Annotated in this window: 11 protein-coding genes; 5 read left to right on the forward strand and 6 right to left on the reverse strand. The window is 72.8% G+C overall.

The features are described 5' to 3' along the window. Positions 1–53: 53 nt before the first annotated feature. The 4 genes from OG989_RS26140 to OG989_RS26155 all read right to left on the reverse strand — a co-directional run bounded on the left by OG989_RS26140 (position 54) and on the right by OG989_RS26155 (position 6,534). On the reverse strand, positions 54–1,649 hold the full coding sequence (locus OG989_RS26140) for an MDR family MFS transporter (protein WP_151453916.1): 1,596 nt from the start codon (positions 1,647–1,649) through the stop codon (positions 54–56). A 66-nt stretch (positions 1,650–1,715) separates the two neighbouring features. After that, positions 1,716–2,336, reverse strand: coding sequence for an acyl-CoA-like ligand-binding transcription factor (locus tag OG989_RS26145; protein ID WP_327028781.1), 621 nt, complete (start codon positions 2,334–2,336; stop codon positions 1,716–1,718). Between the two features lie 157 nt (positions 2,337–2,493). Beyond that, positions 2,494–5,121: a discoidin domain-containing protein gene (locus tag OG989_RS26150; protein WP_327028782.1), complete on the reverse strand. Its 2,628-nt coding sequence runs from the start codon at positions 5,119–5,121 to the stop codon at positions 2,494–2,496. A 174-nt stretch (positions 5,122–5,295) separates the two neighbouring features. Then, the gene (locus OG989_RS26155) at positions 5,296–6,534 is read right to left on the reverse strand and encodes an ROK family transcriptional regulator (protein ID WP_327028783.1); all 1,239 of its coding nucleotides are present in this window, start codon (positions 6,532–6,534) and stop codon (positions 5,296–5,298) included. A gap of 220 nt (positions 6,535–6,754) precedes the next feature. Between OG989_RS26155 and OG989_RS26160 the strand changes: the two genes are divergently transcribed. The 4 genes from OG989_RS26160 (at position 6,755) to OG989_RS26175 (ending at position 11,364) form a co-directional block, all read left to right on the forward strand. Then, positions 6,755–8,053 carry an ABC transporter substrate-binding protein gene (locus tag OG989_RS26160; RefSeq protein ID WP_151453920.1) on the forward strand — a complete coding sequence of 433 codons (1,299 nt, stop codon included), beginning with the start codon at positions 6,755–6,757 and terminating at the stop codon, positions 8,051–8,053. A gap of 66 nt (positions 8,054–8,119) precedes the next feature. Beyond that, complete coding sequence (locus OG989_RS26165) at positions 8,120–9,106, forward strand: carbohydrate ABC transporter permease (protein ID WP_327028784.1); 987 nt, start codon at positions 8,120–8,122, stop codon at positions 9,104–9,106. Beyond that, positions 9,099–9,938, forward strand: coding sequence for a carbohydrate ABC transporter permease (locus tag OG989_RS26170; protein ID WP_132238333.1), 840 nt, complete (start codon positions 9,099–9,101; stop codon positions 9,936–9,938). Before OG989_RS26165 ends, OG989_RS26170 begins: the two co-directional genes overlap by 8 nt. Positions 9,939–9,963: 25 nt before the next feature. Continuing rightward, complete coding sequence (locus OG989_RS26175; RefSeq protein WP_327031239.1) at positions 9,964–11,364, forward strand: GH1 family beta-glucosidase; 1,401 nt, start codon at positions 9,964–9,966, stop codon at positions 11,362–11,364. Between the two features lie 75 nt (positions 11,365–11,439). Here the strand turns inward: OG989_RS26175 and OG989_RS26180 are convergent, their stop codons facing one another. Both OG989_RS26180 and OG989_RS26185 read right to left on the reverse strand, forming a co-directional pair. Beyond that, positions 11,440–11,697 (reverse strand): hypothetical protein, encoded by a 258-nt coding sequence (locus OG989_RS26180; RefSeq protein WP_327028785.1) that lies wholly within the window; start codon positions 11,695–11,697, stop codon positions 11,440–11,442. Between the two features lie 29 nt (positions 11,698–11,726). Further along, positions 11,727–12,047, reverse strand: a complete 321-nt coding sequence (locus OG989_RS26185; RefSeq protein WP_327028786.1) for a hypothetical protein — start codon at positions 12,045–12,047, stop codon at positions 11,727–11,729. A gap of 122 nt (positions 12,048–12,169) precedes the next feature. On the opposite strand from OG989_RS26185, the gene OG989_RS26190 reads away from it, so the two are divergent. Continuing rightward, positions 12,170–13,099 carry a diacylglycerol/lipid kinase family protein gene (locus OG989_RS26190; RefSeq protein WP_327028787.1) on the forward strand — a complete coding sequence of 310 codons (930 nt, stop codon included), beginning with the start codon at positions 12,170–12,172 and terminating at the stop codon, positions 13,097–13,099. The last annotated feature ends 2 nt before the right edge of the window (positions 13,100–13,101 follow it).

Here is a 13,101-nt window from a genome sequence, read left to right on the forward strand (position 1 = left end):
GACGTGGAGCAGGGGCGGCCCGGCACAGGCCGGACCGCCCCTGCACGGGTGGCTCAGTGCACGCCGGGCAGGACGGCAGCCGCCTCCTCCTTGGCCCGCCGCTCCTCACCGCTGAGGGTGTGCAGCGGCTTCTCCCGGATGAACAGCACCACCACCAGGGCGAGCACCGCGAACGGGGCGGCCACCAGGAACAGCTCGCCGGTCGCGGTGCCGTACACGTCCTGGATGATCCTCAGCACCGGCTCGGGCAGTGCGGACAGGTCGGGCACCTCGGTGGAGCCCTCCCCGCCCGGGGCGCCGCCGGCCAGCGGGCCGAGCTTCTCCGCGCTCAGCGAGGCGACCCGGTTGGCCAGCACCGCGCCGAGCGCGCTGACGCCGATCGTGCCGCCCATGCTGCGGAAGAAGGTCAGCACGGAGGTGGCCGCGCCCAGCTCGTGCGCCGGCACGTCGTTCTGCGCCGCGAGCACGAGGTTCTGCATGAGCATGCCGACGCCGATGCCGAGCACCGCCATGTAGACGCTGAGCAGCAGGATGCTGGTCTCGGCGTCGATGGTGGCCAGCAGCAGCATGCCGACGACCATCACGGCGGCGCCGGCCACCAGGTAACGCTTCCAGCGGCCGTACTTGGTGATCAGCTGGCCGGCAACCGTCGACGAGACCAGCAGGCCCAGGATCATCGGCAGGCTCATCAGTCCCGCCACGGTCGGCGACTTGCCGAGCGAGAGCTGGAAGTACTGGGACAGGAACACGGTGCCGCCGAACATCGCCACGCCGACCAGGATGCTGGCGATGGTGGTCAGCGAGACCGTCCGGTTGCGGAAGATGTCCAGCGGCACGATCGGCTCGTCCGCGCGGGACTCCACCCAGATCGCCAGCGCCAGCAGGGCGAGACCGCCGCCGACCATCAGCGCCGTCCAGCCCGAGGCCCAGGCGAACTTGTTGCCGGCCAGCGACGACCAGACCAGCACGGTGGAGACCCCGGAGGTGATGAGCAGCGCGCCCAGCCAGTCGATCTTCACCTTGCGGCGGCGGGTCACCGGCAGGTGCAGGGTGCGCTGGAGCAGGAAGATGGAGAGCAGGGTGAACGGGACGCCGATCAGGAAGCACCAGCGCCAGCCGAGCCAGGAGGTGTCCACCAGCACGCCGCCGATCAACGGCCCGGCGATGGTGCCGACGCCGAAGACCGCGCCGAAGATGCCGGCGTAGCGGCCCAGCTCGCGGGGCGGGATCATGGCCGCCATCACGATGGTGGCCAGGGCGGTCATGCCGCCGGCGCCGATGCCCTGCACGACCCGGCTGACCAGGAGCACCTCGACGTTCGGGGTGAGCCCGGCGATCAGCGAGCCGATCACGAAGAGGCCGAGGGAGAGCTGGATCAGCAGCTTCTTGTTGTAGAGGTCGGCCATCTTGCCCCAGAGCGGCACGGTCGCCGTCATGGCCAGCAGCTCGGTGGTGACGATCCACGTGTAGACGGTCTGGGTGCCGTTCAGGTCGGCGATGATGCGCGGCAGCGCGTTCGCCACGACCGTGGAGGCGAGGATCGACACGAACATGCCGACCATCAGGCCGGAGAGTGCCTGGAGCACCTCGCGGCGGGACATGCGGCCGGCGCCGACCTTCAGGGGCTCGGCGGGCACGGTGGCGGTCATGGACCTTCCTTACCGGGTACGGGTTTCACGGCCTCCCGGGCACCTTTCCCGGAAGGGGCTTGCGGGTCAGGGCCGGTCGGGCTGCGGCAGCCCCGCGGCGAGGGCGGCGAACGCCTCGTCGACGAGGTCGGCCAGGTCCGGCCGGTCGGGGTGGGCGGCCCACCGGGTCATGGCGTGGCGCAGCGCAGCGCCCGTCACGGCGGTGACCAGCGCCGGGTAGCCGTGGTCGGGTTCGACGCCCACCCGCGCCGCGACGACCTCGACGATGGCGCGTTCCGTCTCGGCGTTGCCGGCCAGCAGGCGGGGCAGCAGCGCGGGATTGCGCGCCACCACGTCCATCCGCAGGCACCACAGCTCGCGCTCGGCGCGTACCTCGTCGATCACCTCGTCGAGGGCCGTCCGCAGCGCGGTCAGCACCGGCGCCTCGGGCGGCACGGCGGCCAGCCGGGCCACCAGGCGCGCCGCGTCGCCCGCCTGGTCGCCGACCAGGGCGTCGTCCTTGCAGGCGAAGTAGTTGAAGAAGGTGCGCGGGGAGACGTCGGCCGCCTCGCTGATCTCCTCCACCGTCACCTGGGCCAGGCCGCGCTCGGCGACCAGGCGCAGGGCCGCCTCGGTCAGCGCGGCCCGGGTCTGGCGCTTCTTGCGGTCGCGCCGCCCGGGAGCGGGTTCGGTGCCGGCGGGATTCACGCGCCGGACACTACTAGCGATCTTGCAGGTACTGCAATGTTTTATTGTGTGAAGTGACGCCGGCCATCTCGCGGGGCCGTTCCGGGGTCGCCGGGCGGCACCGGAAGCGGCGGCGGGCCCGGCCGGGACGCTCCGGCCGGGCCCGCCGCCGTACGGGTCACGGATAGTTCGTCAGGTACACCTGCTGGTTGCCCGCGTTGGCGGTGCCGCCGGTGCCGTTGACCACCCGGTTGATCGTGCCCACGCCACCGAGGGAGACGGTGACCATGTTGGTGAACCGGACGTTCGGGCTGGTCGGCGCCTCGATGGCCCGATCGGCGACGACCGCGGGGTTGACGTTGAAGTAGCAGTAGCTGCCCATCCCCCACGCCTGGTGGCTGCTCACCCCGTCCGCCACCTTGTACGCCGCGTAGCCACGGGTGGCCCCGTTCATCCAGGCGGCCTGGTTCGGCGGGTCGTACGGCATCTCGTTCTGGTAGAAGTACGTCCGCCCGCCGTTGCCGTTCCAGACGGTCTGGTACCGCTGGTAGTGCTCGACGAAGAGGCCGTACATGGTCACGTCGTCGCCGTTGACCGTCAGGCCGGTGTCGGCGGTGTTCACCGCCCAGCCGACCCCGTCGCCGTGGTCGGCGCGCCAGAGCCACATGTGGTCGCCGATCACCTGGTCGCTGTTGACGGTCAACGTGTTGGTCGCCCGGCCGACGCCCGGCCCGCCGATGCGGAAGAAGACGTCGTGCAGCGAGGTCGGGTTGGCCGCGTGGCTGGCCGCCGAGCCGGGCGGCCCGACCTCCATCAGCACCGGCGAGTTCACCTGGCCGGCCTCGAACATGATGCCCGCCACCTTCACGCCGTCCACGTCGGCGACCCGCATCGCGACGGTGCCGTTGTCGGCCTGGATGGTCGCCAGGCCGAGGCCGAGGACCACCGTGTCGGGGCGGTCCACCCGGATCGGCTCGGTGACGTGGTGCACGCCCGGGGTGAACAGCAGGTGCCGGCCCTGGGCGAGCGCGGCGTTGATGGTGGCCGCGCCGGTACCCGGCCGCACGACGTAGAACTGGCTGAGCGAGATGGAGGAGCCGGCCGGGGTCCTGCCGTACCAGCTGGTGCCGGTGGAGTTGGTGCGCAGCGCCGGCACGAAGACCCGGTACTCGCCGGTGCCGTCGACGTAGAGGAACGGCTTCTCGCGTACCTGGGGGGTCTGCGGGATGACGGTGTGCGAGGGGTTGGGGAAGTGCGGCGGCGGGGCGCCGGTGACGCCCTGGAAGACCATGTTCCACACCGAACCGGTCCAGCCGTTGCCGAACTCGCTGTTGCGCGAGTACCACTGCTGCTGCGAGCCGGAGACGACCAGGCCGTCGATCCTGGTGTCGGCCATCAGGCCGCCGCTGGACCAGCCGTCGCCGCCGTTCCAGAGCTGGATCTGGTTCTGCGCGCCGCGCAGGTGCATCCGCCGGTACGGCGCGGCCTGCGAGACCGCCCAGCGCTCCACGCTCACCCCGGCCGGCAGGGTCACCGAGAGGTTCTCGGCGGCCCGCCAGAAGTTCTGCGTGGCGTTGCCGCCCATCCAGAACGCCTCGACCCGGACGTGCCCGTTGAGGTTCACGTCGTCGGGGCTCATGCCGAGCCCGGCGACCTGGGTGAAGAAGCCGAGGTTGACGTCGGCGGTGTAGCTGCCGGGCTTGAACAGCACCGCGTAGCGCTCGGGGCCGAACTGGTTGCGCTCCTGCTGGGTGAAGAGCGTGTTCAGCCGGTTCTGGATGGTGGCGGTCGGGGTGGACGGGTCGAAGACGAAGGTGTTCGGCCCGAGGTTCGGGTTGCGGGGGTCGGTGGGCTCCACGGGCGGGGCGTCGCCGCCGGTCACGTTCACCGCCAGCTCCCAGAGCGAGTAGCCGTACGCGGTGGCGCGCGTCGTGCCGTACACCCGCAGGTAGCGACCGCTGCCGGTGACGGCGAGCGACTGGCTGCCGCCGGCGCCGGTGGTGGTGCCGTACACGGTGGTCCAGGCGTTGCCGTCGGCCGAGGTCTGGAGCTGGAACGCCCGCGCGTACGCGGCCTCCCAGGTCAGCACCACGCGACAGATCGACCGGACGGTCCCCAGGTCCACCCGCAGCCACTGGGGGTCGGCGGCGGCGCTGGCCCAGCGGGTGCCGGGGTTGCCGTCGACCGCGGCGGACGCCGGGGTGCCGGCGTTCTCCACCGACGACGCGGTGGCCGGCCGGCCCTGGGCGACGTTGGCGCTGCCGCAGGTGGGCGCGGTGCCGCCGGCCTCCCCGTAGACCTGGAACTCCCAGAGGGAGTAGCCGTAGCCGGTGCCGCGCGCGGTGCCGTGCATCCGGACGTACCGGCCGGCGCCCGTCACGTTCACCGTCTGGGTGCCGCCGGTGCCGGCGGTGGTGCTGTGCACGGTGGTCCAGGCCGCGCCGTCGTCGGAGGTCTGGATCGTGAAGGCCCGGCCGTAGGCGCCCTCCCAGGACAGGACCACCTGGCTGAGGGTGGCCCGGGTGCCGAGGTCGACCTGGATCCACTGGGGGTCGCTGAAGGCGCTGGCCCAGCGGGTGCCGGCGTCGCCGTCGACCGCGGCGGAGGCCGGGGTGCCGGCGTTCTCCGTCGACGAGGCGGTCGCGGGCCGCCCCTGGGACAGCAGGCCCGGGGCGGCCTGCGCCGGGGGCGTCGCGGCGGTGGGGGTGAGCGCCGCGACGAGGAGCAGCGCGAGGCCGATGAGCAACCGCCGGGCGAGTCGCCCTGGCGGCGGCGTCGGGCGTACGGATGTAGCGCGAGATGTCATGACTTCGCCTGTCGATAGAGGGTGGCGGACCTCGGGCGTGACGGGATGACGAAGGGGGCCGCGGCACTGCGGGGCGGCGACGCCGGACGGTGCCGGGACGGGAGAGAGCGCTCTCGTCCGAGTGTTGCGGCGTCGTCGCGCAGCCGTCAAGACATCGATAAATAACGCTGTTATTTATCCGTGAAGTTCGATTTGCTCGGTAACCCGCCGATTCGCCGACCGCACCCCGCCGGCCGTGAGCAGCCGGGCGATCGGGAGCGTCGCCGCACCGAGCGCCACCGCGTCGACGCCCAGCAGACCCAGCTCGATCGAGGCCTGTTCGTACGGCTGGCGCAGCGCCTGGCGGCCGGCGGCCTCCCGCACGGCCGGCAGCAGGCCGCCCAGCGCCATGCCGGCCCAGCCCCCGAGCACGACCCGCTCCGGGTTGAACAGGTTGATCAGGTTGGCCACCCCGGCGCCCAGGTACTCGGCCGTCTCGTCCAGCACCCGCCGCGCGGCGGCCGAGGTGCCGGCCGCGTCGATCAGGGTCGCCAGCTGGGACTCCTCGTCGTCGCCCGGGACCGGGTGGCCGCCCCGGGCCTCGCGGTAGCGGTCGATGACGGCCTCCGCGCCGACGTACGCCTCCAGGCAGCCACGGGCTCCGCAGCGGCAGGGCCGCCCGCCGTAGACCAGGGTGGTGTGCCCCCACTCCCCCGCGCTGCTGGAGGCGCCCCGGTAGGTCACCCCGTTGGTCACCACCGCGGTGCCGACCCCCGAACCGACAAGCGCGAAGACGGCGTGCCGGGCCCCCCGGCCCGCGCCGAACCACATCTCCGCCTGGCCGAGCGTCTTCGCGCCGTTGTCGACGTGCAGCGGCAGGTCGGTGCCCGCCGCGATCAGCCGCTCCAACGGCACCCGGTCCCAGCCGAGCGACTGGGCGTGCACCACGGCCTCCCGGCCCTGCTCGACCACCCCGGAGACGCCGATGCCGACGCCGAGCACCTCGTCGACGCCCACCCCGGCCCGGGCGGTGACCGCGTCGATGCCGGCCAGCACGTGCCCGGCCACCTCCGCCGGCTCCGTCCGCCGCGGATCGAGCGGGTACGCGACGCTGGCCAGCTGGGCCATCGCGAAGTCGAACAGCTCCACCCGGACCCGGGTCTCCCCGACGTCCACCCCGATGACGAACGCGAAGCGCGGCGCGACCCGCAGCATCATGCTGGGCCGGCCGCCGTCGGACTCGGCGGCGCCCGCCTCGGCGATCAGCCCCTCGTCGATCAGGTCGGCGACCACGTTGCTGACCGCCGGCTGGCTCAACCCCGTGCTGCGGACCAGAGCCTGCCGGGTGAGCGGGCCGTCCAGGAAGACCTTCGACAGCAGGGCGGACCGGTTCCGCAGCCGGACGCCCCGGTTGGTCGCGCGCGCCAACTCCACCTGCCACCTCGATCCCCTCGGCCCTCGGGAGCGACTGTACGACCCCGTGCTTGACGGCCCCTCGGCCAACCACTTTAATGACCACATTCATTAAGTCGTGATGGAACTGTCGAGCCGTCGGCCCCCGCCGGCGCGCCCCGCCCACCGTCCGCCGGCGCCCTCACCCCGTTTCCCGACGCGACGCCGGCGACCCCCACCACGTGCAACGGAAGGGCCGAACGTGTCGAGACGACACCTCGCGATACTGACGGCGGCCGTGCTGGCCGCCACCACCCTCACCGCCTGCGGCGACTCCGGGGACTCCTCCGGCGCGGCCGGCAAGACCCTCACCTACTGGGCCAGCAACCAGGGCGCCAGCCTGGAGGCCGACAAGCAGACCCTCCAGCCGGAACTGGACAAGTTCGAGCAGCAGACCGGCATCAAGGTCAACGTCGAGGTGGTGCCCTGGTCGGACCTGCTCAACCGGCTGCTCACCGCCGCCACCTCCGGCCAGGGCCCGGACGTGGTCAACATCGGCAACACCTGGTCGGCGTCGTTGCAGGCCACCGGAGCGCTTGTCGAGTTCGACGACGCCACCCTCGCCAAGGTCGGCGGGAAGGACCGGTTCGTGCCCGCCGCGCTGGCCGCCGCGGGCGCGCCCGGCAAGCCGCCGGCCGCGGTGCCGCTCTACAGCCTCGCCTACGCCCTCTACTACAACAAGAAGGCGTTCGCCGACGCCGGCGTCACCAGCCCGCCCACCACCTGGGAGCAGGTGGCCGAGGTCGGCCGCAAGCTGACCGGCGGTGACCGCTGGGGCCTCGCCGTCGAGGGCGCCAACCCGTCGGAGAACGCCCACCACGCCTTCACCTTCAGCCAGCAGTACGGCGGCGAGTGGTTCGACTCCGCCGGCAAGCCCACCTTCGACACCCCGCAGAACGTCACCGCCGTCAAGCGGTACGTCGACCTGATGGCCGTCGACAGGATCGTCAACCCGAGCAACGCCGAGTACGCGCAGAACCAGTCGGTCTCCGACTTCGCCAACGGCAAGGCCGCCATGCTGCTCTGGCAGGCCGCCGGGTCCAACCTGAAGTCGCAGAACATGGCCCCCGACGCGTACGGGATCGCCCCGGTGCCGTTCCCGGCCGCCCCGCCGGCCGGCGGCAAGAAGGTCAACAGCATGGTCGCGGGGATCAACATGGCGGTGTTCAAGCACACCAAGAACACCGACGCCGCGCTGGAGTTCGTCAAGTTCATGACCAGCGACGCCGAGCAGGTGGCGCTGAACAGGACGTACGGCTCGCTGCCCGCCGTCGCCACCGTCGCCGGCGACCCGGCGTTCGCCGCGCCGGAGCAGAAGGTGCTCCAGCAGACCCTCGCCACCACGGCGGCGCCGCTGCCGCAGGTGCCCGACGAGAGCACCTTCGAGACCCTCGTCGGCACCGCCATCAAGGAACTCTTCGCCGACGCCGCCAGCGGCAGACCGGTCACCGAGGAGAGCGTCCGGCAGAAGCTGACCCGGGCCCAGCAGCAGATGCGCTGACCCGCCGGACCGGTGGCCGTGGGAGGGACGCCGACCCTCCCACGGCCACCCAGCGAGAGGACCACGATGGCCACCACCACGTCCGCCCGGGACGTCGCCGCACCGGAGCGGCCCGCCCGCCGCGCGGCCCCGGTGCGACGCCGGTCGCCCGGGCGCCGCCGGTCGCTGCTGCCGTACCTGCTGCTCGCCCCGGCCGTCGTGCTGGAGCTGGCGGTCCACGTCGTGCCGATGCTCGTCGGGGCGTGGATGAGCCTGCGGGAGCTGACCCAGTTCCACATCCGCGACTGGTCCACCGCGCCCTTCGTGGGCTGGGACAACTACCGCGTGGTGCTCGACGTCGACTCGGCGGTCGGGGCCCAGCTGCTGCACTCGTTCGGGGTGACCGTCGGCTACACGGTGGCCTCGGTCGGGCTCTCCTGGGTGCTCGGCACCACCGCCGCCGTACTGCTGCAACGCCCCTTCCGCGGCCGGGCCGTGCTGCGCGCGCTCTTCCTCACCCCGTACGCGCTGCCCGTCTACACGGCCGTGATCACCTGGAGCTTCCTCTTCCAGCGGGACACCGGCCTGGTCAACCACGTGCTGGTCGACCAGCTCCACCTCCTCGACGACCGGCCGTTCTGGCTGATCGGGGAGAACAGCTTCGTCGCGCTGCTGACCGTCTCGGTCTGGCGGTCCTGGCCGTTCGCCTTCCTCTGCGTCATGGCCGGCCTGCAGAACATCCCCGGCGAGCTGTACGAGGCCGCCGCCATGGACGGGGCCGGATTCTGGCGGCGGCTGCGCTCGGTGACGCTGCCCATGCTGCGCCCGGTCAACCTGGTGCTGGTGCTGGTGCTCTTCCTCTGGACCTTCAACGACTTCAACACCCCGTACGTGCTCTTCGGCGGCTCCGCGCCGGAGCAGGCGAACCTCATCTCCCTGCACATCTACCGCAGCTCCTTCAAGACCTGGGACTTCGGGGCCGGATCGGCGATGTCGGTGCTGCTGCTGCTGTTCCTGCTGCTGGTCACCGCCGGGTACCTGCTGCTGACCAACCGTCGGAGGAACGATGCGTGAGACCGCCGCCGAGCGCTGGGCCCGCCGGATCGTGCTGACCCTGCTCGCGCTCTTCGTGCTCGTCCCGCTCTACGTCATGCTCAGCTCGGCGCTCAAGCCGTTGCAGGACGTGCAGGGCGCCTTCACCTGGTGGCCCCGGCGCCCGACCGCGCAGGCCTTCGTCGACATGTGGTCGACCGTGCCGCTGGGCCGCTACCTGGTCAACAGCCTGGTCGTCTCGACCGTGGCGGCGGTCTTCTCGGTCACCGTGGCGATCTTCGCGGCGTACGCCGTCAGCCGGTACCGCTTCCGCGGCCGGGGGCTGTTCTCGGTGACCGTGCTCTCCACCCAGATGTTCCCCGGGATCCTCTTCCTGCTGCCGCTCTTCCTGATCTACGTCAACCTCGGCACCGCCACCGGCATCCAGCTGTACGCCAGCCGCACCGGCCTGATCATCACCTACCTGACGTTCTCCCTGCCGTTCTCGATCTGGATGCTGGTCGGCTACTTCGACTCGATCCCCCGCGGCCTCGACGAGGCGGCCCAGGTCGACGGCGCCGGCCCGCTCCGCACGCTGTTCCGGGTCATCCTGCCGACGGCGGTGCCGGGCGTCGTCGCCGTCGCCGTCTACGCCTTCATGACCGCCTGGGGCGAGGTGCTCTTCGCCTCGGTGATGACCGACGAGGGCAGCCGCACCCTCGCCGTCGGCCTCCAGGGCTACTCCACCCAGTTCAACGTCTACTGGAACCAGGTGATGGCCGCGTCGCTGGTGGTCAGCGTCCCGGTGGTGGCCGGTTTCCTGGCGTTGCAGCGCTACTTCGTCGCCGGCCTCACCGCCGGCGCGGTCAGGTGAGGCCGTGACGGCCGCACACGAGGCCATGACGGCCGCACACCCGAAGGAGAGCCCACCCGTGCCGGACCTGTCCACGCTGCCGCCCGACTTCCTCTGGGGGGTCGCCACCGCCGCGTACCAGATCGAGGGGGCCGTCCGCGCCGACGGCCGCGCGCCGTCCATCTGGGACACCTTCTGCGACGTGCCGGGCGCCGTCGACAACGGCGACACCGGCGCGGTGGCCTGCGACCACTACCACCGGTGGCCGCAGGACGTGGCGCTCATGCGGCGGCTCGGGGTGGACGCGTACCGGTTCTCGGTGGCCTGGCCCCGGGTGCGGCCCGACGGCGTCGGCCGGGTCAACCCGAAGGGCCTGGACTTCTACGACCGGCTGGTCGACGCCCTGCTGGCGGCGGGGATCCGCCCGTTCGTGACGCTCTACCACTGGGACCTGCCGCAGGCGTTGCAGGACCGGGGCGGCTGGCCGGAGCGGGCCACCGCCGAGGCGTTCGCCGACTACGCCGCCGTCGTGGCCGCCCGCCTCGGCGACCGGGTCGCCGACTGGACCACCGTCAACGAGCCGCTCTGCGTGTCCTGGATCGGGCACCTGGAGGGCCGGATGGCGCCCGGCGAGCGGGACCTGGCCAGGGCGGTGCGCGCCTCGCACCACGTCCTGCTCGGGCACGGGCTGGCCACCCGGGCGATCCGGGCCGCCGCGGCCCGGCCCGCCTCCGTCGGGATCGTGCTCAATCCCAGCCCCTGCGAGCCGGCGAGCGACCGGCCCGAGGACGTGGCCGCCGCCCGGCGGATGGACGGCCACGTCAACCGGTGGTGGCTCGATCCGCTGCACGGACGCGGCTACCCGGCCGACATGGTCGCCACCTACGGCGTCGAGCCGCCGGTGCGGGGCGACGACCTGACGGTGATCGCCACCCCCACCGACTACCTCGGCCTGAACTACTACTTCCGTCAGGTGGTGGCCGACGACCCGGCGGGGCCGGCGCCGTACGCCCGGCAGGTGCCGGTGCCGGGCGCGGTGCACACCGCGATGGGCTGGGAGGCGTACCCGGCCGGGCTGGAGCAGCTGCTGGTCGCGGTGACCGAGGAGTACGCCCCGGCGCGGGTGCTCGTCACCGAGAGCGGATCGGCGTGGCGGGACGAGGTCACCGCCGACGGCACCGTCGAGGACCGGGAGCGCACCGACCACCTGGAGCGGCACCTGGCGGCGTGCGCGGCGGCGGTCGACCGGGGCGTGCCGCTGGCCGGCTACTTCGTCTGGTCGCTGCTCGACAACTTCGAGTGGTCGTACGGGTACGACAAGCGCTTCGGGCTGGTGCACGTGGACTACCCCACCCAGCGCCGGACGCTCAAGGCGAGCGGCCTGCGCTACGCCGACCTGATCCGCGCCCACCGGCGGCGTACCGGACGGCTGACGCCCTCCCGGTGAGCCGGGGACGATCCGCCGGGCCGCACGGAGCCCCGGGCACCACCCGGGGCTCCGTGCGTCACCCGCCGGGCGGGGTCAGCAGAACCAGCCGTCCTGCACCCAGCCGCGCCGGTTGACGTGCCCGTAGGCGAATCCGTAGACGTAGCCGCCGCTGCGCGGCCCCTCGACGAGGAACGTCTGGCCGCGGTAGAGGGTGCCCATCCACGCGCCGACCGGGGCGGTGCGGACGAAGAGGTCCTCGGCGCACACCGTCTCCCGTTGCCCGATCGTCCCGTTCGCGGCGTGCCCGGCCGACGGCGTGAGCGCCAGTACGGCGCATACGGTCGCCAGCAACGCGCCGAGCCGACGCGACACTCCCCCGCTCACCACGAGTCGTAGCCCCCGATGCACTCGCTGCGCACGTAGCCCCAGTCGTTGGGCCCGAAGTCGAAGGTGGCGGCCCAGCCGTTGTAGACGGGGTGCGCGCCGGGCGTGTGACCGATCTTGTTGCCGTACGCCAGCGTGCGCTTGAGCCCGTGCGGGCCGCTCGCCGAGTCGTAGTTGGCGTAGAAGCTGGCGCTCTGGCAGACGATCACGGCGTGCCGCGGCACGACCGGGTCGGCCTGCGCGCCGCTGGCGCCCAGCGTCGCCAGGACCCCGCCCGCCGCCAGGACGCCGACCGCGCGGATCACCTGTGTTCGCATCGACACCTCCGGGGTGGAAACCTTCCTTCCCGCCACCCTACCGAATACGTCGAAGACCTTCTATGCCTGCGATCCCCCGCGTCCTCGTGCCGGCGTCCCGGATGCCGATAGGGTCGGGGCCCATGCGGACGAAGCAGGAACTGGGCGCGGCCATCCGGCGGGACCGGCGGGCCGTCCTCGTCGTCAACGCCCACTCCCGCCGGGGCCGCCAACTGCACGCGCGGGCCCGGGCCCGGCTGACGGCGGCCGGCTTCCATCTGCTGGGCGACCACCCCGTCGAGCAGCCCGGCCAGCTCGAACGCGTCCTCGCCGCAGCCGTCGACCTCGGGCCGGACCTGCTGGTGGCCGGCGGCGGGGACGGCACCCTGAGCACCGCCGCGCGGCTGCTCGCCCACCGCGACATGGCGCTCGGGCTGCTGCCGCTGGGCACCACCAACAACTTCGCCCGCACCGTCGGCGTCCCGCTCGACCTCGACCGGGCCGTCGACGTGCTGACCGACGGCACGGTGATCGACGTCGACCTCGGCCTCGCCGGCGACATGCGGTTCACCAACCACGTCGGCGTCGGCCTCTCCGCCGACATCATGCTGCGCACGCCGCCGCGCCTGAAGCGGGTCACCGGCCGGCTGGCGTACCCGCTCACCGCCCTGGCCCTGCTGGCCCGGCACCGCCCGCTGCGGGTCACCGTCCGCGCCGGGGGCGCCCGGCACGAGTTCCGGACCCACCAGGTGTACGTGGCCAACGGCGGCTTCCACGCCGGGCGCCCGATCGCCGCCGACGCCGACGCCGACGACCGGCTGCTGGTCGCGTACCCGGTCGGCGGCGCGAACCGCCGTGGACTGCTGCGCGACACGGCCCGCAACGCGGCGACCGGGCACCGGCGCTCCGTCGGCGACGAGCCGTTCCTCGCCGTCGGGGAGCTGTGGCTGGAGACCGACCGGCCGGCGCGCGTCGAGGTCGACGGCGAGCTGTGCGGCCGTACGCCGATCCGGATCGGCCTGGACGCCAACGCGCTGCGCGTGATGGCGCCGGCCGGCAGCCCGGACCGCTGACC

This window comes from Micromonospora sp. NBC_01740 (assembly GCF_035920365.1).
GTDB lineage: Bacteria > Actinomycetota > Actinomycetes > Mycobacteriales > Micromonosporaceae > Micromonospora > Micromonospora reichwaldensis.

Bases quoted from the DNA above. Each gene is read 5' to 3' on its own strand.
- OG989_RS26140 (WP_151453916.1), bottom strand. From the start codon at position 1,649: ATGACCGCCACCGTGCCCGCCGAGCCCCTGAAGGTCGGCGCCGGCCGC.
- OG989_RS26150 (WP_327028782.1), bottom strand. From the start codon at position 5,121: ATGACATCTCGCGCTACATCCGTACGCCCGACGCCGCCGCCAGGGCGA.
- OG989_RS26165 (WP_327028784.1), top strand. From the start codon at position 8,120: ATGGCCACCACCACGTCCGCCCGGGACGTCGCCGCACCGGAGCGGCCC.
- OG989_RS26170 (WP_132238333.1), top strand. From the start codon at position 9,099: ATGCGTGAGACCGCCGCCGAGCGCTGGGCCCGCCGGATCGTGCTGACC.
- OG989_RS26175 (WP_327031239.1), top strand. From the start codon at position 9,964: ATGACGGCCGCACACCCGAAGGAGAGCCCACCCGTGCCGGACCTGTCC.
- OG989_RS26185 (WP_327028786.1), bottom strand. From the start codon at position 12,047: ATGCGAACACAGGTGATCCGCGCGGTCGGCGTCCTGGCGGCGGGCGGG.
- OG989_RS26190 (WP_327028787.1), top strand. From the start codon at position 12,170: ATGCGGACGAAGCAGGAACTGGGCGCGGCCATCCGGCGGGACCGGCGG.